General features: G+C 70.0%; 31 protein-coding genes. 17 read left to right on the forward strand and 14 right to left on the reverse strand.

Annotated features, from left to right (window positions below):
• The first annotated feature begins 16 nt into the window (after positions 1 to 16).
• From ACFOWZ_RS05025 to ACFOWZ_RS05055, 7 genes are all read left to right on the forward strand, one after another.
• A complete protein-coding gene (locus ACFOWZ_RS05025; protein WP_382369419.1) occupies positions 17 to 1,075 on the forward strand; it encodes a 4Fe-4S dicluster domain-containing protein in 1,059 nt (352 codons plus the stop codon).
• A complete protein-coding gene (locus ACFOWZ_RS05030) occupies positions 1,072 to 1,533 on the forward strand; it encodes a Crp/Fnr family transcriptional regulator (protein WP_382369422.1) in 462 nt (153 codons plus the stop codon). Before ACFOWZ_RS05025 ends, ACFOWZ_RS05030 begins: the two co-directional genes overlap by 4 nt.
• Positions 1,530 to 2,315: an FAD/NAD(P)-binding protein gene (locus ACFOWZ_RS05035; RefSeq protein ID WP_382369425.1), complete on the forward strand. Its 786-nt coding sequence runs from the start codon at positions 1,530 to 1,532 to the stop codon at positions 2,313 to 2,315. The genes ACFOWZ_RS05030 and ACFOWZ_RS05035 overlap by 4 nt, the downstream gene beginning before the upstream one ends.
• Positions 2,315 to 3,052, forward strand: coding sequence for an NADH-quinone oxidoreductase subunit B family protein (locus tag ACFOWZ_RS05040; RefSeq protein ID WP_382369428.1), 738 nt, complete (start codon positions 2,315 to 2,317; stop codon positions 3,050 to 3,052). The genes ACFOWZ_RS05035 and ACFOWZ_RS05040 overlap by 1 nt, the downstream gene beginning before the upstream one ends.
• The gene (locus tag ACFOWZ_RS05045) at positions 3,049 to 4,344 is read left to right on the forward strand and encodes a Ni/Fe hydrogenase subunit alpha (protein WP_382369431.1); all 1,296 of its coding nucleotides are present in this window, start codon (positions 3,049 to 3,051) and stop codon (positions 4,342 to 4,344) included. Before ACFOWZ_RS05040 ends, ACFOWZ_RS05045 begins: the two co-directional genes overlap by 4 nt.
• Complete coding sequence (locus ACFOWZ_RS05050; RefSeq protein ID WP_382369434.1) at positions 4,341 to 4,790, forward strand: hydrogenase maturation protease; 450 nt, start codon at positions 4,341 to 4,343, stop codon at positions 4,788 to 4,790. Before ACFOWZ_RS05045 ends, ACFOWZ_RS05050 begins: the two co-directional genes overlap by 4 nt.
• Positions 4,791 to 4,998: 208 nt before the next feature.
• Positions 4,999 to 6,003 carry an anti-sigma factor RsbA family regulatory protein gene (locus tag ACFOWZ_RS05055; RefSeq protein ID WP_382369437.1) on the forward strand — a complete coding sequence of 335 codons (1,005 nt, stop codon included), beginning with the start codon at positions 4,999 to 5,001 and terminating at the stop codon, positions 6,001 to 6,003.
• 4 nt (positions 6,004 to 6,007) lie between these two features.
• Here the strand turns inward: ACFOWZ_RS05055 and hypB are convergent, their stop codons facing one another.
• The 11 genes from hypB to ACFOWZ_RS05110 all read right to left on the reverse strand — a co-directional run bounded on the left by hypB (position 6,008) and on the right by ACFOWZ_RS05110 (position 13,571).
• Positions 6,008 to 6,685, reverse strand: a complete 678-nt coding sequence (hypB, locus tag ACFOWZ_RS05060; RefSeq protein WP_382369440.1) for a hydrogenase nickel incorporation protein HypB — start codon at positions 6,683 to 6,685, stop codon at positions 6,008 to 6,010.
• Positions 6,649 to 7,020, reverse strand: coding sequence for a hydrogenase maturation nickel metallochaperone HypA (hypA, locus tag ACFOWZ_RS05065; protein ID WP_382369443.1), 372 nt, complete (start codon positions 7,018 to 7,020; stop codon positions 6,649 to 6,651). The genes hypB and hypA overlap by 37 nt, the downstream gene beginning before the upstream one ends.
• Positions 7,021 to 8,097: a hydrogenase expression/formation protein HypE gene (gene hypE, locus ACFOWZ_RS05070; protein WP_382369446.1), complete on the reverse strand. Its 1,077-nt coding sequence runs from the start codon at positions 8,095 to 8,097 to the stop codon at positions 7,021 to 7,023.
• Positions 8,094 to 9,221 carry a hydrogenase formation protein HypD gene (hypD, locus tag ACFOWZ_RS05075; protein WP_382369449.1) on the reverse strand — a complete coding sequence of 376 codons (1,128 nt, stop codon included), beginning with the start codon at positions 9,219 to 9,221 and terminating at the stop codon, positions 8,094 to 8,096. Before hypD ends, hypE begins: the two co-directional genes overlap by 4 nt.
• A 183-nt stretch (positions 9,222 to 9,404) precedes the next feature.
• Positions 9,405 to 9,677 (reverse strand): HypC/HybG/HupF family hydrogenase formation chaperone, encoded by a 273-nt coding sequence (locus ACFOWZ_RS05080; RefSeq protein ID WP_382369452.1) that lies wholly within the window; start codon positions 9,675 to 9,677, stop codon positions 9,405 to 9,407.
• Positions 9,678 to 9,681: 4 nt separating this feature from the next.
• Positions 9,682 to 10,149, reverse strand: a complete 468-nt coding sequence (locus ACFOWZ_RS05085) for a hydrogenase maturation protease (RefSeq protein WP_382369455.1) — start codon at positions 10,147 to 10,149, stop codon at positions 9,682 to 9,684.
• Positions 10,146 to 11,486, reverse strand: a complete 1,341-nt coding sequence (locus tag ACFOWZ_RS05090) for a hypothetical protein (protein ID WP_382369458.1) — start codon at positions 11,484 to 11,486, stop codon at positions 10,146 to 10,148. The genes ACFOWZ_RS05085 and ACFOWZ_RS05090 overlap by 4 nt, the downstream gene beginning before the upstream one ends.
• Complete coding sequence (locus tag ACFOWZ_RS05095; RefSeq protein ID WP_382369461.1) at positions 11,483 to 12,103, reverse strand: D-sedoheptulose-7-phosphate isomerase; 621 nt, start codon at positions 12,101 to 12,103, stop codon at positions 11,483 to 11,485. Before ACFOWZ_RS05095 ends, ACFOWZ_RS05090 begins: the two co-directional genes overlap by 4 nt.
• Positions 12,100 to 12,318 carry a HypC/HybG/HupF family hydrogenase formation chaperone gene (locus tag ACFOWZ_RS05100; protein ID WP_382369464.1) on the reverse strand — a complete coding sequence of 73 codons (219 nt, stop codon included), beginning with the start codon at positions 12,316 to 12,318 and terminating at the stop codon, positions 12,100 to 12,102. The genes ACFOWZ_RS05095 and ACFOWZ_RS05100 overlap by 4 nt, the downstream gene beginning before the upstream one ends.
• Positions 12,315 to 12,905: a D-sedoheptulose-7-phosphate isomerase gene (locus ACFOWZ_RS05105; protein ID WP_382369467.1), complete on the reverse strand. Its 591-nt coding sequence runs from the start codon at positions 12,903 to 12,905 to the stop codon at positions 12,315 to 12,317. Before ACFOWZ_RS05105 ends, ACFOWZ_RS05100 begins: the two co-directional genes overlap by 4 nt.
• Before the next feature lie 135 nt (positions 12,906 to 13,040).
• The gene (locus ACFOWZ_RS05110) at positions 13,041 to 13,571 is read right to left on the reverse strand and encodes a helix-turn-helix domain-containing protein (RefSeq protein WP_382369471.1); all 531 of its coding nucleotides are present in this window, start codon (positions 13,569 to 13,571) and stop codon (positions 13,041 to 13,043) included.
• Positions 13,572 to 13,752: 181 nt separating this feature from the next.
• Between ACFOWZ_RS05110 and ACFOWZ_RS05115 the strand changes: the two genes are divergently transcribed.
• Genes ACFOWZ_RS05115 through hypF form a run of 6 tightly spaced genes read left to right on the forward strand, consistent with a single transcriptional unit; the run spans position 13,753 to position 20,482 of the window.
• Positions 13,753 to 14,784: an NADH-quinone oxidoreductase subunit B family protein gene (locus ACFOWZ_RS05115; protein WP_382369474.1), complete on the forward strand. Its 1,032-nt coding sequence runs from the start codon at positions 13,753 to 13,755 to the stop codon at positions 14,782 to 14,784.
• Positions 14,781 to 16,544: a nickel-dependent hydrogenase large subunit gene (locus ACFOWZ_RS05120; protein WP_382369477.1), complete on the forward strand. Its 1,764-nt coding sequence runs from the start codon at positions 14,781 to 14,783 to the stop codon at positions 16,542 to 16,544. Before ACFOWZ_RS05115 ends, ACFOWZ_RS05120 begins: the two co-directional genes overlap by 4 nt.
• Positions 16,541 to 17,023 carry a NifU family protein gene (locus tag ACFOWZ_RS05125; protein WP_382369480.1) on the forward strand — a complete coding sequence of 161 codons (483 nt, stop codon included), beginning with the start codon at positions 16,541 to 16,543 and terminating at the stop codon, positions 17,021 to 17,023. The genes ACFOWZ_RS05120 and ACFOWZ_RS05125 overlap by 4 nt, the downstream gene beginning before the upstream one ends.
• Positions 17,020 to 17,646 (forward strand): DUF5947 family protein, encoded by a 627-nt coding sequence (locus ACFOWZ_RS05130; protein ID WP_382369483.1) that lies wholly within the window; start codon positions 17,020 to 17,022, stop codon positions 17,644 to 17,646. Before ACFOWZ_RS05125 ends, ACFOWZ_RS05130 begins: the two co-directional genes overlap by 4 nt.
• The gene (locus ACFOWZ_RS05135; RefSeq protein ID WP_382369486.1) at positions 17,643 to 18,284 is read left to right on the forward strand and encodes a DUF6084 family protein; all 642 of its coding nucleotides are present in this window, start codon (positions 17,643 to 17,645) and stop codon (positions 18,282 to 18,284) included. Before ACFOWZ_RS05130 ends, ACFOWZ_RS05135 begins: the two co-directional genes overlap by 4 nt.
• Complete coding sequence (hypF, locus tag ACFOWZ_RS05140; RefSeq protein ID WP_382369489.1) at positions 18,281 to 20,482, forward strand: carbamoyltransferase HypF; 2,202 nt, start codon at positions 18,281 to 18,283, stop codon at positions 20,480 to 20,482. Before ACFOWZ_RS05135 ends, hypF begins: the two co-directional genes overlap by 4 nt.
• Here the strand turns inward: hypF and ACFOWZ_RS05145 are convergent.
• The 3 genes from ACFOWZ_RS05145 to ACFOWZ_RS05155 form a co-directional block, all read right to left on the reverse strand.
• The gene (locus ACFOWZ_RS05145; RefSeq protein WP_382369492.1) at positions 20,466 to 20,768 is read right to left on the reverse strand and encodes an HPF/RaiA family ribosome-associated protein; all 303 of its coding nucleotides are present in this window, start codon (positions 20,766 to 20,768) and stop codon (positions 20,466 to 20,468) included. The two genes, hypF and ACFOWZ_RS05145, sit on opposite strands and share 17 nt — an antisense overlap.
• Positions 20,769 to 20,900: 132 nt before the next feature.
• Complete coding sequence (locus tag ACFOWZ_RS05150; RefSeq protein WP_382369495.1) at positions 20,901 to 22,481, reverse strand: ABC transporter permease; 1,581 nt, start codon at positions 22,479 to 22,481, stop codon at positions 20,901 to 20,903.
• Entirely contained in the window at positions 22,478 to 23,365 is an 888-nt protein-coding gene (locus ACFOWZ_RS05155) for an ABC transporter ATP-binding protein (protein ID WP_382369498.1), read from the reverse strand. The genes ACFOWZ_RS05150 and ACFOWZ_RS05155 overlap by 4 nt, the downstream gene beginning before the upstream one ends.
• A gap of 154 nt (positions 23,366 to 23,519) precedes the next feature.
• Between ACFOWZ_RS05155 and ACFOWZ_RS05160 the strand changes: the two genes are divergently transcribed.
• The 4 genes from ACFOWZ_RS05160 to ACFOWZ_RS05175 all read left to right on the forward strand — a co-directional run bounded on the left by ACFOWZ_RS05160 (position 23,520) and on the right by ACFOWZ_RS05175 (position 25,629).
• Positions 23,520 to 23,858: a spore germination protein GerW family protein gene (locus ACFOWZ_RS05160; RefSeq protein WP_382369501.1), complete on the forward strand. Its 339-nt coding sequence runs from the start codon at positions 23,520 to 23,522 to the stop codon at positions 23,856 to 23,858.
• Entirely contained in the window at positions 23,858 to 24,172 is a 315-nt protein-coding gene (locus tag ACFOWZ_RS05165) for a hypothetical protein (RefSeq protein WP_382369504.1), read from the forward strand. The genes ACFOWZ_RS05160 and ACFOWZ_RS05165 overlap by 1 nt, the downstream gene beginning before the upstream one ends.
• Positions 24,173 to 24,296: 124 nt before the next feature.
• Positions 24,297 to 24,749: a universal stress protein gene (locus ACFOWZ_RS05170; protein WP_382369507.1), complete on the forward strand. Its 453-nt coding sequence runs from the start codon at positions 24,297 to 24,299 to the stop codon at positions 24,747 to 24,749.
• A complete protein-coding gene (locus tag ACFOWZ_RS05175) occupies positions 24,706 to 25,629 on the forward strand; it encodes an ABC transporter ATP-binding protein (protein WP_382369510.1) in 924 nt (307 codons plus the stop codon). Before ACFOWZ_RS05170 ends, ACFOWZ_RS05175 begins: the two co-directional genes overlap by 44 nt.
• Positions 25,630 to 25,632 lie beyond the last annotated feature (3 nt).

Raw genomic sequence — 25,632 nt, forward strand, 5'->3', positions numbered from 1 at the left:
TCAGGAGGTGGCGGACATGCAGGTCGTGCTGGACCTCGACGGTCTCGACGCGCTCATCGGCGCGCTGAGGCAGGACGGCCGCGTGGTCGTCGGCCCGGTCCTGCGGGACGACGCGATCACGCTGGCCGAGCTGGGTTCCGCCGCGGACCTGCCGAGCGGGTGGGGCGTCGAAACAGGTCCCGGCCACTACCGGGTACGCCGTCGCCAGGACACCGCGGTCTTCGGCCATTCGGCCGGTCCCCAGTCGTGGAAGAGGTTCCTGCACCCACCCCGCCGAGCCTTGATCTCCAGTGACCGCAACGGATTCCACGCCGCCGAGGTCGACTCACCGGCCTACGCGTTCCTCGGGGTGCGGCCCTGCGACCTGGCCGCGATCGCCAAGCTGCGGCAGATCGTCGGAGGCAGAGCGCCTTTCGTGGTCGCCGCCCAGTGCACGGAGCCCGGTGAGGTGTGCTTCTGCACCTCGATGGGCTGCGGACCTGCCGCAGGTCCCCGCTACGACATCGCACTGACGGAACGGATCGACTCCGCCGGTCACCGGTTCCTCGCCACCTCCGGTACAGAAGAAGGCGCCGAGCTCCTCGCTCGTGTGCCCGCCCGTGCCGCGTCACCGGACGACGTCGCGCTCGCCGAGCAGGACGTCGGCGCCGCCGCGAACCGCACGGGCCGGGCGATGCCCGAACTGGACCTGCGCGACCTCCTCGCCCGCAACCGGGACTCCTCGCACTGGGAGGCAGTGGCCGAACGGTGCCTCACCTGCGGCAACTGCACGATGGTCTGCCCCACCTGCTTCTGCGTCTCCGTCGAGGACACCACCGATCTCGACGGGAACGCGGAACGCTCGCAGCGCTGGGCGTCGTGCTTCGAGATCGACTTCTCCTACCTCCACGGCGGCGCGGTGCGCACGTCCGGTGCCTCGCGCTACCGCCAGTGGATGACCCACAAACTCGGCACGTGGCACGACCAGTTCGGCACGTCCGGCTGCGTCGGCTGTGGACGGTGCATCGCGTGGTGCCCGGCCGGGATCGACATCACCGAGGAAGCAGCAGCTCTGGCGGCAGGTGAGCAACCATGACCACTCCCATGACCGATCTCGACGCACTTCCCCTGTTCACGCGGCTGTCGCACACCCAGCGCGCGGCGATCGCGGGAGTCAGCCGGATCGTGACCTACGAAGCCGGCACCCGGCTGTTCGACGAAGGAGGGCTCGCCGACCAGTGCTGGGTGGTGCTGACCGGGTGCGTCGTGATCGACTCGGTGGTGCCGCCGCGCGGCCGGGTGGCCCTGCAGAGCATCGGGCCCGGCGAGCTCCTCGGCTGGTCGTGGCTCGTGCCGCCGTACCGGTGGCACTTCGGTGCCACCGCCGTGACCTCGACGCGAGCCGCTGTCGTGGACACCGGGGCGTTGCGCGCGCTCGCCGACGAGGACCCCGCGCTGGGCTACCAGCTCTCCCTGATCCTGATCGACGCACTGCTGAACCGGTTGCAGGCCACCCGGATCCGGCTGCTCGACCTCTACCGGAACCCGGCATGACGACCTGGACGCCGACGCCCTACCAGGTCGTGACACGCACCGTGGAGACACACGACTCGGTGACCCTGGCGCTGCGGCCGGTCGCCGAGTCGTTGCCCGCGTTCAGGCCTGGCCAGTTCGCGATGCTCTACGCGCACGGCATCGGCGAGGTGCCCATCTCCATCAGCGGGATCCCGGGCGACGGCACGTTAGTGCACACGATCCGCGCTGTCGGTGCGGTCAGCCGGGCACTGCACGACGCCGAACCCGGCACGGTGATCGGGGTCCGAGGCCCGTTCGGCACGGCGTGGCAGCTCGACGGCGCGGAAGACCTGCTCGTCGTCGCGGGCGGCATCGGCCTCGCGCCACTGCGTCCCGTGCTCGGCCACCCGACCAAGCGAACGGTGCTCGTCGCGGGCGCACGAACCCGGCAGGACCTGCTGTACCAGGAGGAGATCGCGGGACTGTCCGATGTGGACGTGGTGCTCACCGTCGACCACGGAGACCACGACTGGCACGGCCGCGTCGGCTTCGTCACCGAACCGCTCGCGTCGATCCCGCTCGACCCCGACCGCACCACCGCGCTGTTGTGCGGCCCTGAGCCGATGATGCGGTTCTGCGCCAGGACGTTGCTCGGCCGGGGTGTGCGCGCCGAGCGGATCCAGGTGTCGTTGGAACGCAACATGCAGTGCGGCGTCGGACTGTGCGGGCACTGTCAGCTCGGCCCGCTGCTGCTGTGCCGCGACGGTCCGGTCACCGGTTACCCGACAGCCGAGCCGCTGCTGCTGGCGAAGGAGTTGTGATGCCGACCATCGCCGTCTGGAAGTTCACCTCGTGCGACGGCTGCCAGCTCACGCTGCTGGACTGCGAGGACGAGCTGCTGCCGCTGACCGAACGCGTGCGGATAGCACACTTCCTGGAGGCCACGAGCGTCAGCGAGCCCGGTCCCTACGACATCTCGATCGTCGAGGGATCCGTGACCACGCCGGACGAGGCCGAGAGGATCCGCTGGATCAGGGAGCAGTCGGCGGTGCTGGTCGTCGTCGGCGCGTGCGCGACTTCAGGCGGCATCCAGGCGTTGCGGAACTTCGCCGACGTCGACGAGTTCCGCTCGATCGTCTACGCCCGCCCCGAGCACATCGCGACGCTGGGCACCTCCACCCCCATCTCCGCGCACGTCACGGTGGACCACGAACTGCGCGGCTGTCCCATCGACAAGGGGCAACTGCTGGAGGTGCTCACTGCGTTGCTGGCCGGGAGAAAGCCGGATCTGCCCGACACGAGCGTGTGCACGGAGTGCAAGCGGCGTGGCCTCACCTGCGTGATGGTCGCGCACGGCACGCCGTGTCTCGGCCCCGTGACACACGCCGGCTGCGGCGCTCTGTGTCCGGCGGTCAACCGGGGCTGTTACGGCTGCTTCGGTCCGATGAACCAGCCCAACGTGCCCGCGCTCGTGCCGTTGCTGCGGCGCAGCGGCATGGGTGACGACGAGCTGCACCTCGTGTTCCGCACCTTCAACGCCAACGCGGAGTGGTCATGACCCATCGCGCGAACCGAACGTTGCAGGTCGCCGGCCTCGCCAGGGTCGAGGGCGAGGGCGCGCTGCACGTGCGCACCGTCGACGGTGAGGTCGACCGCGTCGAGCTGAACATCTACGAACCACCGCGGTTCTTCGAGGCGTTCCTGCGCGGCAGGGACTTCCGCGAACCTCCCGACATCACCGCGCGGATCTGCGGCATCTGCCCGGTGGCCTACCAGATGAGCGCGTGCCTCGCGATCGAGGACGTGTGCGGCGTGCGGGTCGACGGTCAGCTGCGAGCGCTGCGCAGGCTGCTGTACTGCGGTGAGTGGATCTCCAGCCACACCCTGCACATCTACCTGCTGCACGCGCCGGACTTCCTCGGCTTCCCGGACGGCATCGCCATGGCTGGCGCGCACCGGGCGATCGTCGAACGCGGGCTGGCGCTGAAGAAGGCAGGCAACCAGATCATGGACCTGGTCGGCGGGCGGGCGATCCACCCGGTCAACGTCCGCGTCGGCGGGTTCTACCGGGTGCCCACGCCCGAGGAGCTGCGGCCGCTCGCCAAGACGTTGCACCAGGCGCTGTACGACGCGCTGGGCACCCTGGAGTGGGTGGCCGGGTTCGACTTCCCCGACCTCGAGGTGCCGCACGACCTGCTGGCGTTGCGGGACGTCGAGGGCTACCCGCTCGACCGCGGCGAGCCCTGCGTCAGCACCGGACTCGCCTTCCCCGTCGCCGAGTTCGGCCGCCACGTCGTCGAACACCAGGTGGCGCACTCGACGGCACTGCACGCGCGGCTGGACGACCGGATGTTCCTCGTCGGCCCTCTCGCCAGGTACAGCCTCAACTCCGACCGCCTCTCCCCCGTCGCACGGGAGGCCGCCGAGGCCGCGGGCCTCGGTCCGGTGTGCCGCAACCCGTTCCGCAGCATCGTCGTGCGGGCCGTCGAGGTCGTGTACGCGGTCGAGGAAGCTCTGCGGATCATCGAGTCGTACGAGCGCCCGGACTCGCCCGCGGTCGAGGTGAACCCGCGTGCCGGCGTCGGGCACGGCATCACGGAGGCACCGCGCGGCCTGCTGTACCACCGGTACGAGCTCGATCAGGCGGGCCGGATCCTCAGCGCCGACATCGTGCCGCCCACGTCCCAGAACCAGTCCGCGATCGAGGCGGACGTGACCGAGGTGGTCCGCTCTCACCAGCACCTCGACGACCACGCGCTGCAGTCGTTGTGCGAACAGACGATCCGCAACTACGACCCGTGCATCTCCTGCTCCGCGCACTTCCTCGACTTCACCAGGGAGCGAACGTGAGCCTGGTGGTGATCGGGGTGGGCAACGAGTTCCGCCGCGACGACGGTGTGGGTCCTGCCGTGGCTCGCGCGCTGGCCGCGGCCGGGATCCCGGCGGAGATCAGCGACGGCGACCCGGTCCGGCTGATGGAGGCGTGGGACGGCGCCGAGGTCGTCGTGATCGTCGACGCCGTCCGCTGCACACCGTCGGTCCCCGGCCGCTGGCACCGCACCACCCTGCCGCACACCATTCCTGCCGCGAGCTCCCACGGCTTCGGCGTTCCCGAAGCCGTGGAGCTCGCGGAGGCCCTGGACCGCAGGCCGGAGCATTTGGTGATCTACGCGGTGGAAGTGGCGGACGTCGGTTTCGGAACGTCGCTGAGCCCTGCCGTGGAAGCCGCGGTGGTTCCGCTGACCGCGGCGGTGCTGGCCGAGGTGACAACCGAATTCCCAGTGCCAGGTCATTGATTTCCCGACATTGCCCGAGGCCGGGACAGATGTGTCCCACAACTCCCAGACTTGTCCGTTTGCGCTGGTCAAGGCAGCCACAAATGGGAGTTCCACGGTCGTTGCCAGAACGTTAGTATCCGGCCGACGCGTTTCCGTCCGCCGCCTGTGACACGCGTCGGATCAGTCGTCACCCGACTGAAACTCACGCCCGATCGACCGAGAGAGTGTGATCACGCTGAGGACCTCGGCGCACCCCGCCTTCCTCCACCAGGGCTGCATCTACGGCAGCGACGCGGAGTTTCTCGCGATGGCAGTCCCCTTCGTCCTGGGTGGACTGCGCAGCGACGAACCCGTGCTGGTGGCCACGACTCCGGCGAACCTGGAGCTCCTGCACGCCGAGATCGGGCAGGAGGCCGAGGTCGACTACGTGGAGCGGGAGCACCTCGGGCTGAGACCACCACAGCGGGCCACGGCCATCCACCGCTACTGGAGCCGCCACCACTCCCCGACCGCGTCCCGCGCGGTGCGCGTGCTGTCCGAGCCGGAGTGGACCGACAGGTCCGCCCGCGAGGTGTCGGCGTGGCAGCGCATGGAGGCGGCGCTCAACGTCGTGCTGGCCGACACCCAGATCTGGATGATCTGCCCTTACGACACGAGAACGATCAGCCCGCGCATCGTCGACGACGCCCGCCGGACCCATCCCGAATGCGTGGTGGGACATCGGGTCGAGCCCTCCTCACTGTTCGTGCGACCGGAGGAGTTCGCGCGGTCGCACGTGGAACCGATGCCGCCGGTGACCGCGGAGGGGCTCTTCCGGTTCGAGGGTGACCTGACCGCCGTGCGCCGGTACGCGCTCCGGGCAGCCGCCGGCCTGCTGGCGAACGACGACGCCGCCGCAGGCATGTTCTGCATCGCCGTGGGTGAGGCTGTCGAGTACCTCGACAGCCAGGGGGTCGAGCGGGCCGCGGTGTGGCTGCGGCCCGCCGCGGGCCGCATCGTGTGCACGCTGCACAGCGACGAGCCGCTCGCCTGCGTGCCGCCCTTCCTCGGCTACCGGCCGCCCGACGTGGTGCGCGAGCCGGGTGACGGCCTGTGGCTCACCAACCAGATCTGCGAGTGGCTCGACGTGACCTCGGACGCGTCCGGCTGCACCATCGAGCTCGCCATGCCCGGTGACTCGGGCGGCGAGATGAAGCGCGCCGAGAGGCAGCGGCTCGCGTTCGGCGCCTGAGCGGTCACGGAACCCAGCAGCGGACGAGGTCTGTCCACACCTCGAACCCGGTGCCCCCGGTGGCGGACAACCGGATCAGCCCCGCACGCGGGTTGACCCGGTCCAAGTGCCCGGCGAAGGCGTCCAGGTCGAAGTCCAGGTGCGGCAACAGATCTGTCTTGTTGAGCACGACCACGTCCGCCGCGGCGAACATGTGCGGGTACTTCAGCGGTTTGTCCTCGCCCTCGGTGACCGACGCGACCACCACGCGGTGCCGCTCGCCCAGGTCGAACAGCGCCGGGCACACCAGGTTGCCGACGTTCTCGACGAAGACCACCGAGTGCGCCGGTGGTGCCAGGTCGTCCAGTGCGGCGGCCACCGCGCCCGCGTCGAGGTGGCAGCCCGCGCCGGTGTTCACCTGGACCGCCCGGCACCCGGTCGCGCGGATCCGTTCGGCGTCGAAGGCAGTCTCCTGGTCGCCTTCGACCACCGACACGACCGGATTCCCGCCGAGGTCGCGGATCGTGCGCTCCAGCAGGGTCGTCTTGCCGGAGCCCGGTGAGCTCATCAGGTTCACCGCGAGGACGTCCCGCCGCGCGAGCCACTCCCGGTTGCGGTGGGCGAGGTCGTCGTTGCGGGCCAGCACCCGTTGCTCCAACGGGATGGTCACCGAGTTCGCGGAGCAGCCGCAGGTTCCGCACACGGAACGCTCACCTCCACCGATCTGATGCGCAGTTCGTTGCCGGACAGGACTTCCGCGTACGCGCTGCCGCACGCGGGACACAGGACGATCAGGGAGTCGGCCTCGTACTCGCCCGCGCAGTCGCGGCACAGGACGCGGCCGGGCGGTTCCGCGATCTCGAGCCGCGCACCTGCCACCGTCGTGCCCTCGGCCACCAGGTCGAAGCAGAACCGGACCGCGTCGGCGACCACGCCGGAGAGCTTGCCGATCTCCAGCCGCACCACGGTGACCCTGCGGTCCCCCAGGCGTTCGGCGATCGTCGCGACGACCTCCTGGGTGATCGACACCTCGTGCATTCAGCAGATCCTCGGCAGCGGGTCGCCTACCAGCACGTCGCAGATCCTGGTGCCGCCGAACCCGGTCCGCAGCAGCACCAGGCCTGGCGGATCGGCGGCGACGCGTCCGATCACCGCCGCGCCCGCACCGAGTGGATGGCCCCGCAGCGCGGCGAGAGCGCGATCCGTCTCGGCCCCGTCCACGACGGCGACGAACCGGCCCTCACAGGCGACGTACAACGGGTCGATGCCCAGCAGCTCGGCCGCTCCCCGCACCTCCGGCCGGACGGGAACCGCGTCCTCGTCCACGACCACCGCGACCTCCGCCGCCCTGGCGATCTCGTTCAGCACGGTCGCGACACCGCCGCGCGTGGCGTCGCGCATCATCCGCACACCGGGACTGGCCGTCAGCAACGCGTCCACGACGCCGTGCAGCGGCGCGGTGTCGGAGACCAGACCTTCCGCCTCGATGCCGAGATCGCCGCGCGCCAGCATGATCGTGACGCCGTGGTCGCCGATCGGCCCGGACACGATCACCGCGTCACCCGGCCGCACACCGGACGTGCCCAGGCGCCAGGGGTGCTCGACCACCCCCACCCCGGCGGTGTTGATGTAGCAGCCGTCGCCCTTGCCGCGCTCGACGACCTTCGTGTCGCCGGCGACGACGAGCACACCGGCGGCCTCGGCGGCGGCCGCCATCGAGGCGGCGATCCGTTCGAGGTCGGCGACCGGCAGGCCTTCCTCCAGGATGAAACCCGCCGTCAGGTAGAGCGGCCGGGCACCGGAGACGGCGAGGTCGTTCACCGTGCCGTTCACCGCCAGGTCGCCGATGTCACCGCCGGGGAAGAACAACGGGGTGACCACGAACGAGTCGGTGCTCAGCGCCAGCCGGGAGCACCCGATCTCCAGCTCGGCCGCGTCGGTCAGCGGTTCGAGCCTCGGGTTGCGGAACTCCTCCAGGAAGACGGCGTCGATCAGCGTGCTCGTCGCCTTGCCGCCCGCGCCGTGGGCAAGGGTGATCCGTTCCTCCTTGACCCCGGCCCGGCGTCTGCGGGCCCGCTCGATGCGGTCCAGCACCTGTTGTTCCCTGTCGTTCATCGCACGCTCGCTTCCCGCACGCGGGCTCGGGTGAACCGGCCGAAGTTGTAGTAGGCGGCGCAGGCACCCTCCGGCGACACCATGCACGTGCCGATCGGGGTCTCCGGGGTGCAGGCGGTGCCGAACACCTTGCACTCCCACGGTTTCAGCACACCTTTGAGCACCTCACCGCACTGGCAGGACTTCGGGTCCGCCACCCGCACACCGGGCAGGTCGAACAACCGCTCCGCGTCGAAGCGGGCGTACTCCTCGCGCAGCCGCAGGGCGGAGTGCGAGATGAACCCGAGCCCGCGCCACTCGAAGTACGGCCGCAGCTCCATCACCTCGGTGATCACCTCGAGCGCCGTCGGGTTCCCCTGCCACGGAACGACTCTGGCGTACTGGTTCTCGACCTCGGCGCGCCGGTCGCGCACCTGGAGCATCAGCTGGTAGATCGACTGCAGCACGTCCAACGGCTCGAAGCCCGCCACCACGAGCGGCTTCCCGTAGTCCCGCACGATGAACCGGTACGGCTCGCAACCGATCACCGTGGACACGTGTCCCGGCCCCAGGAAACCGTCCAGCCGCTGGTCCGGCGAGTCCAGGATCGCCTTGATCGCCGGGAGGATCGTGACGTGGTTGCAGAAGACCGAGAAGTTCTCCAGCCCCTCCTTCGCCGCCCTCAGCACGGTCATCGCCGTGGACGGGGCGGTGGTCTCGAACCCGATCGCCATGAACACGACCCGCACGTCCGGCCGTTCCCGCGCGATCTTCAGCGCGTCCAGCGGCGAGTAGACCATCCGGATGTTCGTGCCCTCGGCGTTGGAGTCGAAGAAGTTCCCGCCGCTGCCGGGAACCCGCATCATGTCGCCGAACGACGTCATCAGCACACCGGGCCGACGCGCGATGTGGATGGCGTCGTCCACGCGTCCCATCGGGATCACGCAGACGGGACAGCCGGGACCGTGCACCAGCGTGATGTTCTCCGGCAGGTAGTCCTCGATGCCGTGCTTGTAGATGGTGTGCGTGTGGCCGCCGCAGACCTCCATGAACTTGTACTCGCGGCCCGGCTCGCACAGGCGGGCGATCTCCGCCGCCAGCGCCCTGGCCTTGTCCGCGTCGCGATATTCGTCGACGAACCGCATGTCGCACCTTCCCAGCACCTGGTCAGAAGTTCACTCCGCGACGCGACTCTGTCCGGCCCGGCCTGGCCGCACTTCGTCGATGAAGGTTCCCTTCATCGACCACCACCGGGCGCATTTCCGGACCTTGATCGAATCGCGCGGTTCCTCGCTCGCCGAACCAGGACTTCTGGCCACGTCGCACCTCTAGTCGATTCGGGAGTCCCGCAGCGCGTCCATCTCGTCCTGGTACGCCTTGCCGAGGGTCTCCAGGAACTCGAGCGCCGACCGGGCCTCCTCCTCGTCGATCTTCGACATCGCGAAGCCGACGTGGATGAGCACCCAGTCACCGCAGCGGACGCCCTCGTCGGCGAGCAGCCCGATGTTGATCGTGCGCCGGACGCCGCTGACGTCCACCTTCGCGAGGTCCGGGTGGTCTTCCTGGATCTCGACGACCTCTCCCGGTATGCCCAGGCACATCTGGTCACCTGCCGTGGTTCGTGACGAGGTCGACCACCGCGCCGGCCGCGGTGCCGACGGCCCGCTCGACCGCCGGGCTCAGCCCCATCCGGTGGTCGAGCACCTCGGGTTCGCAGCCGACCAGCAGCACCCTGCGCGGCTCGTTGCCGAGCCACGCCACCAGGTTCAGCACCACGTCCGGTTGCATCCCGTGCGCGTCCAGGCAGGGCTTTCCGCGGACTGACGTGTCGAGCTCGACCACGTGCACGGTGCCTGCCTCGTCTCCGCGTTCGGTGGCGTCCACCAGGATCGTCAGCTCGTGGTCGGCACCGGCCAGGTCGTAGGCGAGGTGCAGCCCGCGCACGCCGTAGTCGGTGACCCGCACCCAGTCAGGCAGCGGCACACCGGCCAGACGCCTGACCACCTCGACACCGAAGCCGTCGTCGCCGAGGAACACGTTGCCGATCCCGGCCACCAGCACCCGCTCGGTCACAGCGGTTCCACCTCCTCCGGGGCGAAGTAGCGGTAGAGGCCGCACTCGGCCAGCAGGTCGGCGGCCTCGTCGTCGTCGAGTGTCACGGCCAGGTGCCAGGCGCCGTCCACATCGGACAGGACCCGGCGGACCTCGGCGACGCGGCCGGTGAGGAACATGTCCTGGGCGTCGGCGGCGCGGGACGGGCGCAGGCGGACCTTGGAGCCCTTGCCGACCTTGGTTCCGCCGACGAGCACGTGGTCGGGGACCGAGCTGCCGGGGCCTTCGCTGTCACAGTCCGCGGTCGGGTTTGCCGGCTCGACGAGCGACGAGGGCACAGCGCCCGCCTCCGGCACCGCCCCTTCCGGAAGCTCCGCCGCGGACGACGGCGCCCCCACACCCGGATCCTCCCGGCGCAGAGTGCCGTGCAACGCCTCCAGCGACGACGCGGGCAACCCCTCCACCCGGTCCAGCAGCTCGGCCGCTCGCGCGTCCGTCGCCCGCACCTGCCGCTTCTCCTCGTCGGTCAGCGTCATCGTGCGCAGGGTCAGCAGCTCGTCGATCTCCGTGCCGTCGAACAGGTCGCCGTGGCTCTGCGCGGCGATCTGCGGGTGGTCGTAGAGGATGATCGGCGCGCACAGCACGGTGTCGGTGCGGCCCGGACCGCCCATCAGCACCGGCCAGGTGCGCTCGTTGTGGCAGTCCGCCACCGCCTGCGCCGCCCACTCCGGTGGGTCGAAGAGCGAGATGAACGACCCGTCGGACACCGAGAGCAGCGTGTGCGCGGCGATCAACGCGTGGTGCACGGCGGCGCCGCGGTCCGCGTCCGGCTGCGACCACGGGGAGGTGTTCACGACGTCCAGCCGCAGCCGCACCAGGCCTGGCGGCACGACGTCCGCGTGCACGGTCAGCGAGCCCGAGAGCGTGGATCGGCGGCGCACCAGCCGGATTCCGCCGGCGATCGGCTCGGCGTCCTGGCCACCGGCGATCTCGAACGGGAAGCAACCAGCGCTGCCGAGCGGCAGCTCCACGTCGACCTCGCGCTCCACCGCCTCGTCCCAGGTCGTGTACTCGCGTCCCGCCACCACCGCCGACGGCACCGGCCGGTCGTCGACCTCCACGACACGGGCCTGCAGTTGCAGGAACCTCAGGCGAATCTGCAACACGGCGTCCTGGCCGGGTATCACGAGCAGCTCGGCGTGTGAGTCCGGGTGCTCGCCGCCGGTGGTGAACGACGGGGGCATCAGCACGCCCCACTGCCACCGCAGCCGGTTCTTCGGCGCGGACGCACGGTACGGGTAGAGCAGGTAGCCCTCGTACAGCACGGCGTCCGCGATCGCCTTCGCCAGGTCTCTCACAGCAGCTCCAGGGTGAGCTCCCACAGCACGTGGTAGAGCGTCGTCTGCGTCTCCTGGATCCGGTGCACCGACGACGAAGGCACGACGAAGAGGTGGTCGATGTCGCGCGAAGCCGCCATCGCGCCGCCGTCACCACCCGCGAACCCGATGGTCAGCAGGCCGCGCCGGCGGGCCTCGGCGAAGGCGGGGCCCAGGTTGGCGGAGCTGCCGCTGGTCGACAGGCCGACCGCGATGTCGCCGGTGCGGCCGAACGTCGCGATCTGCCGGGAGAACACCACGTCGAACCCGACGTCGTTGGACAACGCGGTGATCACGGCGATGTCGTTGGTCAGCCCGATCGCGGGCAGCGGGTGCGTCGCGCTCACGAACAGGCTCGCGAGGTCCTGGGCGTCCGTCGAGCTGCCGCCGTTGCCGAACGCGAGCAGCCTGCCACCGCGGGCGAACCGCTCCGCCATCGCCTCGGCGCAGTCCGCGAGCCGAGCGGAGTCCGCGTCGAACACCCTTTCCCGCAGGGCGATCGCGTCCCTGATCTTCTCCCTGGTGGACTCGGCCACCTGAGCGAGGGTGTCCACTTCGGACCGCCGGGCGGACAGGAACGGGTACAGCTCCTCCGTCATCGGGACACCACCGCGATCGCCTCACCGGCGTGCAGCAGCACCACGTCGCCGACCTGTGCGGGCACCAATGCGACGCTCACCTCCTGGAAACAGCCGTTCTCCGCCCAGACCACCGCCATGTCCTCGTCGAGCAACCGCACCACCGTGCCCGGTGCGGCGAGGTCCGCGCACGTGATGCAGACGTCCTCGCGGCACACAGGTCTCTCGTCGTTCACACCGCACCTTCCAGGAACACGTGCGTCAGCTCCCACAGCAGGTGGTAGGCGGTCACGTGGATCTCCTTGACCACCAACGGATCCGTCGACGCGGTCGCCAGCACGTGGTCGGCCTCCAGCCGGCCTCCGCCTCCACCGGCCAGCGCGACGGTCAGCAGGCCGCGCTCGCGTGCCACCGCCAGCCCGCGCCGGACGTTCTCGCACTCGCCGTCCACGGACAGGCCCAGTGCGATGTCGGAGGATTCACCGAGGCAGCGGATCTGGTGCGCGAAGGTTTCGGCGAACCCCTCACGCACGGCCACGCCGGTGAGCGTGGCGACGTCAGAGGTGAGGGAAACGGCGGGCAGCGCGCGTTTGCCCACGATCACCGGGTGCACGAACTCCACGGCGACGTGCTGGGCGTCGGTGCTCGGGCCGCCGTTGCCGAAGACGACGAGCTTGCCGCCCGCCCGGAACCGCTCGGCCATCCGCTGGCAGATGCGCGCGATCTCCTCGGCGTGCCCGGCGAGATCTTCCAATGGGACCGCGCGCCGCCGTGACAATTCGTAGAAGCGGTCGGAACGGTCAGTAGCCGGAGCTTTTGCCACGTGCTCTTCTTCACCTCGAAACAGATTTTCCGCAATCCAGGCCGGTTGTTTACTTCACGTCCGGCACCACGCGCAAGGGCGGCGATTCCTGGCGACGGAGAAAACTCACCGGTCTGGCCGAATCGAATTCGGCGGTCAGCGAAACGGCATGTCGCCGAACTGGTCCTGAACGCGCCGCAGCTCGCGCAGGCGGGGCTCGGTCTCGCCGCCGGCCCAGCGGCTCACGGTCTTCACCGAGACGCCGAGCTGCCTCGCCGCGGCCTCCCGCGTGAGCCCCTCGCGGCGCAGCACCTCCGTGATCCACTCGGCGAAGCTGGACGGCAGTGCGACCGGATCCTGCGAAACGGACACTTCTGACCTGGCCGAAGTCGACTCCTCCGGGTGACGGCCAACCGGGTGAAGGAGCTCGGCCGACCCCGGCAGCACGTCGAACTCGACCTTGTCGGGGTAGGTCCGGCAGGAAACCTGGAGCTTCCCCGCCGGTCCCGCGGCGGCCAGCAGGACGCCCATGATCGTCCGGTTCAGCTCACGGGCGTCGTCGTCGGGCAGCGGCACGTCCGCCATGCAGCCGCGGATGAACCCCTGTATTTCCGGAACGGCGGAGGGCCGCGCGGCGAACACCCTCGTGAGCACCACGACGGGAAAGATCTCGATCGACTCAGGCACGCAAACCGCCCTTCAGCGACCGCAATGCTAACGCCGCGACAGCATTGTCCGGTGCACCGACAGTTCAGTCTTGCGACAGGAACGAGGAAAGGTCTAGCGTTGCGGCTCCCCGACCGCCCCGAAGCACGAAAAATCAACCTTCGCGCGTTCCGGGCACTATTTCACCAGGAGGTGTCCGGCGATGACCAGGGCCGAGCAACCGCCCGGCACCCCGGCACAGGCCCAGGTCGAACCCGAACCCGTGGTGCACGTCCTCTGGATGAACGGCGGCCTCGGCTGCGACGGAGACTCGGTCGCCCTCACCGCCGCCACGCAGCCCAGCATCGAGGAGATCGTCCTCGGCGGCCTGCCAGGACTCCCCCGCGTCGCCATGCACTGGCCGCTGCTCGACTTCGAGTGCGGCCCGAGCGGCGGAGCGGACAGCTTCATCGAGTGGTGGCACCGGGCCGATCGCGGTGAGCTCGAGCCCTTCGTGCTGGTCGTCGAGGGATCGGTGCCGGACGAGCGGAACAAGGAAACCGGGTTCTGGTGCGGCTTCGGCACCGATCCCGCGACCGGCCAGCCCATCACCACCACCGAGTGGCTGGACCGGCTGGCGCCCAAGGCGACCGCGGTCCTCGCCGTCGGCACGTGCGCGGGCTACGGCGGCATCCACGCCATGGCGGGCAACCCGACCGGGGCGATGGGCGTGCCCGATTACCTCGGCTGGGACTGGAAGTCCAAGGACGGCATCCCGATCGTGGTCGTGCCGGGCTGTCCGGTGCAGCCGGACAACCTCTCCGAGACCATCCTGCACCTGCTCTACCAGGTCGCGGGCAACGCGCCGATGATCGGCCTCGACGAGGCGCTGCGACCCAGGTGGCTGTTCGAGACCACCGTGCACGAGGGCTGCGACCGGGCCGGCTACTACGAGCAGGACGACTTCGCCCAGCGGCCCGGCTCGCCGAAGTGCCTCGTGAAGCTCGGGTGCTGGGGTCAGGTGGTCCGGTGCAACGTGCCCAAGCGCGGCTGGATCAACGGCATCGGCGGTTGTCCCAACGTGGGCGGCATCTGCATCGCCTGCACCATGCCCGGTTTCCCCGACAAGTTCATGCCGTTCATGGAGCACCCGCTCGGCGGCACCACCCCCGCGCCGGCCAGAACCCTGACCGGCACCGCCATCCGCGTCCTGCGGGACGTCAGAACGAAGGCAGTGAACCCGGTACCGCGATGACCGCCAAGAACCACGATCTCGTCGAGATGACCTGGGACCCGATCACCAGGATCGTCGGAAGTCTCGGCATCCACACCAGGATCGACTGGGCAGCGCGGCGGGTGGTCGAGTGCTACAGCACCTCCTCGATCTTCCGCGGCTACAGCGTCTTCATGAAGGGCAAGGATCCTCGCGACGCGCACTTCATCACCAGCCGCATCTGCGGCATCTGCGGGGACAACCACGCGACGTGTTCGGTCTACGCGCAGAACATGGCGTACGGTGCCAAGCCGCCCCACCTCGCGGAGTGGATCATCAACCTGGGCGAGTCCGCCGAGTACCTCTTCGACCACAACATCTTCCAGGAGAACCTGGTCGGTGTGGACTACTGCGAGAAGATGGTCCGCGAGACCAACCCCGGGGTGCTCGACCTGGCGAACCGCACCGAGGCGCCGCACGCCGGTGTGCACGGCTACCGCACCATCGGCGACATCATGCGCTCGCTCAACCCGCTCGAGGGCGAGTTCTACCGCGAGGCGCTGCAGATCTCCCGGCAGGCCAGGGAGATGTTCTGCCTGATGGAGGGCAGGCACGTGCATCCGTCCACTCTGTACCCCGGCGGGGTCGGCACGGTGGCCACGCTGCAGCTGTTCACCGACTACCTCACCCGGCTGATGCGGTACGTGGAGTTCATGAAGAAGGTCGTGCCGATGCACGACGACCTGTTCGACTTCGTCTACACCGCCCTGCCCGGCTACGAGGAGGTCGGCAGGCGGCGGGTCCTGCTCGCCTGCTGGGGTGGTCTCAACGACCCGGAGCACTGCGACTTCACCTACCGCAACATGGCCTCGTGGGGCCGGAAGATGTTCATCACGCCGGGAATCGTCGTCGACGGGAAGCTCGTCACGACCGACCTCGTGGACATCAACCTCGGCATGCGGATCCTGCTCGGCTCGTCGTTCTACGACGACTGGGAGGGCATGGACAAGTTCGTGACGCACGACGAACTCGGCAACCCGGTCGACGCGCGGCACCCGTGGAACCAGCACACGATTCCCAGGCCCGGCAAGCGGGACTTCGGCGACAGGTACTCGTGGACGATGTCGCCGCGGTGGTTCGACGGCGAACGGCACCTCCCGCTCGACACCGGTGGCGGACCGCTCGCGAGGCTGTGGACGACCGCGCTCGCCGGCCTCGTGCGCACCGACCACGTCGAGGCGACCGGCCACAGCGTGCGCATCACGTTGCCGCGCACCATGACCCGGCCTGAGGCGACGTTCGAGTGGCGGATCCCCCGCTGGAGCAACGCCATCGAGCGCAACCGCGCTCGCACCTACTTCCAGGCCTACATCGCGGCACTGGCGCTGCACTTCTGCGACCGCGCGCTGGCCGAGGTCCGCGGCGGGCGCACGGACACCTGGTCGGAGTTCACGGTGCCCGACGACGCGTTCAGCTGCGGGTTCACCGAGGCGGTGCGCGGCGGGCTCTCCCACCACATGGTGATCCGCGACGGCCGGATCGCGAACTACCAGCCGTATCCGCCGACACCGTGGAACGCGAGCGTGCGGGACAGCTTCGGCACACCCGGACCGTTCGAGGACGCGGTGCAGAACACCCCGATCTTCGAGGAGAACACCAGGGAGAACTTCAAGGGCATCGACATCATGCGGGCGGTGCGCAGCTTCGACCCGTGCATGCCCTGCGGCGTCCACATGTCCATCGGCGCCGGGACGACGCTGACCAAGATCCACACGCCGCACGCGTTCGGTGGTGCGCCGTGACGGACGACGTGGAGAGCGCGGGCGACGAGGTCGAGAAGCTGCTCGCCGCCCTGCGCTCGGGTGAGGACCGGGAAGTCGCGGAAGACCTCGTGCGGGTGCTGATGGACCTGTACGGCGACGGCCTCGCGCGCATCGTCGCGGTGCTGCGCGAGCACGACGCGTCGTTGCTCAGGACGATCGCCGCGGACGATCTCGTGGCGAGCCTGCTCGTGCTGCACGACCTGCACCCGGACGACCCGGACAGCCGGATCCGCCGCGCGCTCGTTCCGTTCGACACGGTCGAGTACCTCGGCATCGACGACAGCGGGGTCGTGCGGTTGCGACTGCGTGGTGGTTGTCGTTCCACCGCACAGGCGGCCCTGGCCGAAAGGGCGGTGCTCGACGCCGCGCCCGAGGTCGTCTCGGTCGCGATCACCACCGCCGGCCCGCTCCTGCAGATCGGGATGGAGCCGCCGCCGGGGTGGAGCGTGGCGTCGTGAGCCCTCACCGCCTGCGCCGTTTCACCGGCACACCGCACTTCCTGCGCGAACAGCGCGCCGCACGGATGGAACAACTGGAGCGGTGCGAGCTGTGCGGCACCCCGGTCGCCTCGCGGCACGGGCACGTGGTCGACGTCCAGCGCCGCGCGCTCATGTGCTCCTGCCGCGCGTGTTTCCTCTTGTTCACCAGGCACAAGGACCACCGGACGCGCTATCGCGCCGTGCCCGAACGCTACCTGCGGGACCCGGAACACCCGGTGACCCCTGCGCAGTGGGAGGTGCTGGACATCCCGGTGGGCACCGCGTTCCTGCTCCGCACGAGCACCGGCGTCACCGTGTTCCACCCCAGTCCCGCGGGTGCCACCGAACGCCCGCTCGACACCGGCGTGTGGAACCGGCTGGCCGTGGCGCACCCGCTGCTGACGATGGCCGAGCCGGACGTGGAGGCGATCCTGTTCCGCCGCACCGAGAAGGGCGCCGAGTGCTTCCTGGTGCCGGTCGACGTGTGCTACCGGCTGGTCGGCACGATCCGGCTGTACTGGACCGGCCTCGACGGCGGCGAACAGCTGCACGAGCACATCGAGGCGCTGTTCGCGGAGATCAGGGACAAGGCACGACCATGAACTCACTGCACTTCGAATGCGTTGACGCACAGGCCAACCCGTACGCCGCCGTGCCCGCCATCACGCTGCGCCTGCGGATCAGCCAGGGCGGCGACGAACCGGTCGACGCCGTGGCGTTGCGCTGCCAGATCCGCATCGAGCCGCACCGCAGGCGCTACTCCGCGGACGAGGCCCGGCGCCTGGTCGACCTGTTCGGCGACACCGGCCGGTGGGCGCGCACGCTCAAGCCGGTGTCGTTGGCGACGGTGCCGGCGATGGTGCCGGGCTTCACCGGCAGCACTGTCGTCGATCTCGACGTGCCGTGCACCTACGACCTCGAGGTCGCGTCCACGAAGTACTTCAACGCACTGGACCAGGGCTCGATCCCGCTGCTGTTGTTGTTCAGCGGCACGGTGTTCGGCCGTCACGACGGCAGGCTGCGCGTCCGGCAGGTGCCGTGGAGCAACGAGGAGTCGTTCGCACTCCCGGTGGACGTGTGGCGCAGAACCGTCGACTTCCACTTCCCCGGCAGCGCGTGGCTGCGGCTGCGTCAGGACACGATGGACGAGCTTCAGCGCTTCCGGTCCGAGCACGCGTTCACGACCTGGGACGACACCGTGGCCGCATTGCTCGCCCAGGAGCGGGCGCAGGACCGGTGAGCGCTCGCGTCGGCAGGAAGCTCCGCGTCGCCGGTGTCGTGCAGGGCGTCGGGTTCCGCCCGTTCGTGCACCGGCTGGCCTCCCGGCTGCGGCTGAGCGGGCAGGTCGGCAACGACGTCGAAGGCGTGTTCATCGAGATCGAGGGCACGCAGGAGAACGTGGCGGAGTTCCTGACCGCCCTGTGCAGGGACGCTCCCCCGCGGGCCCGGATCGACCGCGTGCAGGTGTCCGAACGCCCCGCCCGCGGCACGACGGGCTTCCGGATCAGCACCAGCCGGGCGGGCACGCGGCCGGCCGCGCTCGTGCCCGCGGACGTCGGCACGTGCGCGGACTGCCTGCGCGAGCTGTTCGACCCGGCCGACCGCCGCTACCGGTACCCGTTCGTCAACTGCGCCCACTGCGGCCCGCGGTACACCATCGTGCGCGCCGTGCCGTACGACCGGGCGCGGACGACCATGGCGCGCTTCCCGATGTGCGCGGCCTGCCGGGCGGAGTACACCGACGCGACGAACCGGCGCTTCCACGCCGAACCGACCTGCTGCTCCGGCTGCGGTCCGCGTCTCGTGCTCGGTGACAGCCCGGATCCACTCGGTGAGGCCGTCGCACGGCTCGCCGAGGGACAGGTGCTGGCGGTCAAGGGACTCGGCGGCTTCCACCTCGCCGTGCTCGCCGCGCATCCCGCGGCCGCGGCCGTGCTGCGCGCCCGCAAACGCCGCCCGGACAAGCCGTTCGCGGTGATGGTCGCCGATCTGCGCCAGGCCGCCGAGCTGTGCGAGGTCGACGACGCCGAGGCTCTCAGCGATCCGCGCGGCCCGATCGTGCTGCTGCCCCGCCGGGCAGGCGCACCGGTGTCCGAGGCGGTCGCTCCCGGGACGAACGAACTGGGTCTGCTGCTGCCGTACACGCCGTTGCACCACCTGCTGTTGCGCGAGCTGGATGAACCGATCGTGCTCACCAGTGGGAACGTCTCGGACGAACCGATCGCCCACCGTCACGCGCGTTCGCTCGGCGAGGTGGCCGACGCCGTGCTGACCCACGACCGCCCGATCCGTTCTCCCGCCGACGACTCGGTGGTGCGTGGAGGCCGTGTGCTGCGTCGTGCCAGGGGGTTCGCGCCCGAACCCGTCAGCCTGCCCGTGCGCACTCCGCGGCCGATTCTCGCCTGTGGCGCGGAGCTGAAGAACACGTTCTGCCTCGTGCGGGACGAGCGCGCGTTCCTGTCGCCCCACCTCGGAGACCTGAGCGACCACGCGACGTTCACCCGCTTCGCCACGACCGTCGAGCACTTCGGGCGGCTGTTCGGCATCACGCCGCGGGTCGTGGCTCACGACCTGCACCCCGACTACCGCTCCACGAGGTACGCCACCGACCTCGCCGGCGTCGACCTGGTGGGCGTGCAGCACCACCACGCGCACGCCGCGTCCTGCCTGGCCGAGAACGGCGAGAAGGGGCCGGTCATCGCGGTCGTGTTCGACGGCACGGGTTACGGGCCGGACGGCACGATCTGGGGCGGGGAGTTCCTGGTCGCCGATCTCGCCGGCTATCGGCGCATCGGGCACCTGAAACCGGTGCCGATGCCCGGTGGCGCGACCGCGATCAGACAGCCTTGGCGGATGGCCGCGGCGTACCTCCCCGAGGTGCGGCTTCCGGTGGCGCGGCGCAACGAGTCGCGCTGGGGACCCGTGGTCGCAATGGCGCGCAACGGGGTGAACGCACCGCTCACGTCCAGCGCGGGCAGGTTGTTCGACGCCGCGGCCGCTCTGCTGGACGTGCGGGACGTGATCACCTACGAGGGTCAGGCCGCCGTCGAGCTGGAGCAGCGCGCGGATCCGTCCACTTCGGACGGCTATCGGGCCGGGACCGAAGGCCTGGTCGTGTGCGGCGAAGATCTGCTGCGAGCCCTCGTCGCCGACCTGTGCGCGGGCGTCGATCCGGGCGTGGTCGCCGCCCGGTTCCACAACGGCGTCGCCGACGCGATCGTGGCCTGTTGCACAGCGGCGCGGGAGGAGACCGGACTGACCTCGGTCGCGTTGTCCGGCGGGGTGTTCCAGAACGCCCTGCTGTTGCGCCGCACCGTCGACGGTCTGCGGCGTTCGGGGTTCCGGGTGCTGACGCACCGCCGGGTGCCCCCGAACGACGGCGGCATCAGCCTGGGGCAGGCCGCCGTCGCCGCGGCTCTCGTCAGTTGTGCATCCTGAGCAGCCGGCCGTGCAGCTGGTCGTGCACGGCGTCCACCGCCTCCTCGTACGTGGGCGCCTCCGCCTTCGCGACGACCGGCGTGCCGTTGACGTCGAGGTTCGCGTGCACGGTGATCGTGCGCGGCCCGCTCGTGGTGAGCCGGACGTGGGCGAACTCGGTCGGCTTCGGCGCGTAGCGCGCCAGGGGGCTGATCTTGTCGTGGGCGTACTGCCTGGCCTTCGCCGCGATCCGGCCGTCCAGCTCGACCACGACGTTGCCGATCTCCGTCGCGCCTGCGTGCTTCATGTTGAACCTCCATGCGAAGTGACACCCGCACTTTCGCCCGTGTCGATCTCTACTCGACAGGTCCGAAAGAGCCGGGTTCGGCGGGACCTGGGTCCCTGCCGGTGAAGCTGTTGGTGGTACCTGCGGACACCGTCAGACGACGTCACGCCGGCGCAACCCAGCGAACCCGGTGACGAGTCCTGCCGCGGCGATGGCGAGCAGCCACAACAGCGGTGTCGCGGTGACCGCGGACCCCGGCACCTTCGGCAGGTGCGCCCACGGCGAGAGGTCCATCAGCCACTGGTCGAAGCCGAACATCGGGCCGAGCTCACCGAGCAGCAGGAACACCGCGAGCGCGGACCAGCCGACCACCACCAGCCGCGGCGCGAGGCCGTACGCGGCCACCGCGATGCCGACGAGCACCCACGCGGCGGGGATCTGCACGAGCGCACCGGCCAGCACCTCGCCCACCACGGACACATCGCCGGTCTGGGCCGCGTGCACGGTTCCGGCGGCCAGACCCGCGCCGACGAGCAGGACGACCGTGCCCGCCAGGGCGATGACGACGTGGCTCGCCGCCCAGCGCGCTCTCGAGACCGGCGTGGCGAGCAACGACTCGGCACGCAGCTCGGTTTCCTCGCTGTGCAGCCGCATCGCCGTCTGGAGGCCGTACGCCGAGGCGATCACGCCCAGGAACCCGAACATCGCGGCGAAGACGGCGTCGGTCAACGCGTTGTCGCCACCGAGCTTCTTGAACAGCTCCGCGGCCTGCGGGCTGCTGATCATGTCGCCGATGCTGCCCGCGACGCTCCCGACGAGGAGGCCGTAGGCCACGAACCCGACCGTCCACCCCAGCAGCGAACCGCGCTGCAACCGCCAGGCGAGCCCGAAGACACCGCGCAGCGTCCCGGTGGCCGGACCGGCTCGATCGGGCAGCAGACCCGCGTTCAGATCGCGTCGCGCCGCCAGGAGGTGCGCGGTGCCCGCGGCTGCCACCGCGAACCCGACGGTGATCAGCAGCACCCACCACCGGTTGCCCGCGTACGGCCGGAACTGCTGGCCCCATCCCAGCGGCGACAGCCACGACAGCCAACGCGGTCCTGCCACGTCCGCGGTGTCTCCCACCGCTCTCAGCACGAACACGACACCGAGCGCCGCCACCGCGAGACCGGTCGCACCACGGGCCGACCTGGCCACCTGTGCCGTGATCCCGGCGATCGCAGCGAAGGCGAGTCCGACACTCGTCCACGCCAGCCCGAACACGAACGAACCGTCCGCCGGCAGTCCCGCGCCGACCAGGCTGAGCGAGGTCACCAACCCCAGCACGATGTTCGCTCCGGCGGCGACGGCGAGCGCGGCCGCGAGCGGTGCGTGCCTGCCGACCACTCCGGCGCCGAGCAGTTCCCGCCGCCCCGACTCCTCGTCCGAACGCGTGTGCCGCACGACCACGATGATGGAGAACACCGCCAGGATCACCGCTCCGGTCGCCAGCGCCTTCAGCATCGCGAGCGCACCGATCGACGTCGGGTCGTGGATCCGCCCGTACACGGCCACGAGCGCCGGTGTGCCGTTCATGCTGTTGGCCGCCGCGACAACGGATTCGGTGGTGGGGAACATGCCCTTGGTCGCGGCGGCGGAACCGGCCGCGAGCAGCACGAACATGCCCAGCCACGCCGGGAGCAGCACGCGGTCCCTGCGGAGCGCGAGCCGGATCAGCTGCAGTGTGCCGTTCACGCCGTCACCTCGTAGTGCCGCAGGAACAGCTCCTCGAGGGTGGGCGGCTGGCAGACGAGGTTGCGCACGCCGAGTGCGCTCAGCGCCCGCAGGACGTCGTCGAGCTGGTCGGTGTCCGCCTGGCAGTGCAGATGCGTGCCCTCGGCGTGGAACTCGTGCACGCCGGGCAACGCGGCCAGCCCGTTGGGCGGATGCGCGAGGTCGGCGGTGATGGAGGTGCGGGTGAGGTGCCGCAGTTCCTGCAGAGTGCCGGTCTCGACGGTCCTGCCCTGCCGGATGATGCTCACCCTGTCGCAGACCTTCTCGACCTCGGCGAGGATGTGGCTGCTGAGCAGCACGGTCCTGCCCTCCTGGCGCTCCTGCTGCACGCAGTCCTCGAACACGGCCTGCATCAACGGGTCGAGGCCCGCCGTCGGTTCGTCGAGGATCAACAGCTCGGCGCGCGACGCCAGCGCGGCGACCAGCGCCACCTTCTGCCGGTTGCCCGACGAGTAGGCGCGCCCCTTCTTCGTGGGGTCGAGCTCGAACCGGTCGAGCAGCTCGGTGCGCCGGCTCGCGTCGAGCCCGCCGCGCAACCTGCCGAGCAGGTCGATCACCTCGCCGCCGGTGAGGTTCGGCCAGAGCGTCACGTCCCCCGGCACGTACGCCAGGCGCCGGTGCAGGGTCGCGGTGTCGCGCCAGGGATCACCGCCGAGCAACGTGACGCTGCCGGCGTCGGCGCGCAGGAGGCCGAGCAGGATGCGCAGCGTCGTGGTCTTGCCCGCGCCGTTGGGTCCGAGGAACCCGTGCACCTCTCCGGCGCGGACGGTCAGGTCGAGACCGTCGAGTGCGGTCGTCCGGCCGAACGCCTTGCGCAGGCCGGACACGGAGATCACTGCTGTCATGGCTCGACGGTAAGGAGCAGTCGTGGTGCTTCCGAGTGCCTTCGGACACCGCTGAACGAGGACTGGTCCCTGGTGCGGGAGGACCTGAGGCCCTGTCACCGCACCGCGGGCCGGCCCGACGCTGGCAGGAGGAAATCGACCTCCAGGAGCGGTGATGAAGATCGACGAGCTGATCACGCAGACGAAGGACTCCCTCGAGGCGAGGAAGGTCTACGCCGAGCCGTACGAGAAGGACGGGATCACCGTGATCGCCGCCGCCACCCTCTCCGGCGGATCAGGCGGTGGCACCGGCCGGGACGAGAAGGGCCAGGAGGGCGAGGGCGGCGGCTTCGGCCTCAACGCGAAACCGACCGGGGCGTACGTCATCAGTGACGGCAAGGTCCGCTGGGAGCCGGCGGTCGACGTGAACAAGCTGGTCGCCACCGCTGGTGCGGTCGCCATCGCCGCGCTCTTCGTGGCGCTGCGCATCGTCAAGCTGAAGGCGCGGCCGTGATGAAGGCGAAACTGTGGTTGCTTCTCCTGGCTGTCGCGGTGTTCGTCACCGCCTGCGCGGCCGGGCCGAACGTGGCGTCCCACGTGGACGGTGTGCAGCTGGCCGGGTTCTGGAAGGGCCTGTGGCACGGGTTCATCTACCCGGTCACGTTCATCATCTCGCTGTTCAACGACAACGTGAACATCTACGAGGTGCGCAACAACGGTAACTGGTACGACTTCGGCTTCGTCGCCGGGATCGGGCTGCTGCACACCGTCTTCGGCGGGCACCGGCACGTGTCGAGGCGGCGGCGCAAGGCGTCCGCGACGGCATAGTCCGAGAATCCCGTTCGTCCTCAGTGGACGATTCGTTCGCAGTCGGCACCAGGGACGAAAGACCCTGCGCGACAAGCGGCCCGCGCGGGCACGCTGAGCCGGCACCCCACCCGAGGAGCAACTCATGAACTCACCTTCCCGGATCGTCGTCGGTGTCGACGGGTCGCCTGCCGCGAAGGCCGCACTCGTCTGGGCCGTTCAGGAAGCCAAGCGCACCAACGCGTCCGTGCTCGCTTTGTCCGTCTGCCAGCTGAGCCAGTCGTCCAGCCCGTTCGCCGACACGCACCGGAACGAGCTCGCGGCCGCGGTCGACGCACTCGGCATGACGGCGGACGGTGTCCGGATCGACCAGGACGTGCCGTTCGGCCAGCCCGGTCCCACGCTCGTCGCGCTCTCGCAGGACGCTGATCTCCTGGTGGTCGGCGACCACGGCTACACCAGGGCCGGAGTGCTGGTCATGAGCGCCGTCACCAGCTTCTGCCTGAGGCACGCCCGTTGCCCGGTGGTCGCCGTCCCGCTGGAAGGAGCGCACCATGACGGTCCTCTCATGCTCCGGCCTGAGACGCCGGTTCGATGACGTCGTGGCCGTGGACGACGTGTCGTTCACGATCGCGGAAGGCGAGACCTACGGGCTGCTCGGCCCCAACGGGGCGGGCAAGACGACCACGATTTCGATGATCACCGGCGTGCTCGAACGCGACGCGGGCGAGGTGTTCGTCGACGGCATCGCGATGTCGACGCACGCCATCGCCGCCAAACGCCTGGTCGGTTACGTGCCGCAGGAGCTCGCTCTGTACCCGGACCTCACCGGCCGGGAGAACCTGCGGTTCTTCGCGAACCTCTACGGCGCCGGCCGCGAACGGGTCGATCACGTCCTCGACGTGGTCGGTCTGACCGAGCGTGCCGGTGATCTCGCCGGCGAGTACTCCGGAGGGATGAAGCGCCGGCTCAACGTGGCGATCGGGCTGCTGCACGAGCCTCGGTTGCTGGTGCTCGACGAACCCACGGCCGGGGTCGATCCGCAGAGCCGCAACCAGATCATCGAGAACGTCCGCGAACTGGCCGCCCAGGGCATGGCGATCCTCTACACCACGCACTACATGGAGGAAGCCGAGCGGTTGTGCGACCGGGTCGGCGTCATCGACTCGGGCCGCCTGATCGCCGAGGGCACCCGCCGTGAACTGGTCGAGCGGCTCGGCGAACGCGACCGCATCTCGCTGCTGCTCGACGGAGATCTCACGCACGCCACCGCCGTGCTCGGAACGGTCGCGAACGTGCGCGGTGTGGCGCCGCACGGGCAAGGACTCGAGCTCGTCGTCGACGACGCGCGGGAATGCCTGCCCGCTGTCCTCGCGGCGATCTCCACCAACGGTGTCGTGGTGCGGTCGGTCGAGGTGACCGAACCGAACCTGGAGACCGTGTTCCTGCACCTGACCGGCAAAGCGTTGCGGGAGTGAGCC

The organism is Lentzea rhizosphaerae, assembly GCF_042649515.1.
Taxonomy (GTDB): Bacteria; Actinomycetota; Actinomycetes; order Mycobacteriales; family Pseudonocardiaceae; genus Lentzea; species Lentzea aerocolonigenes.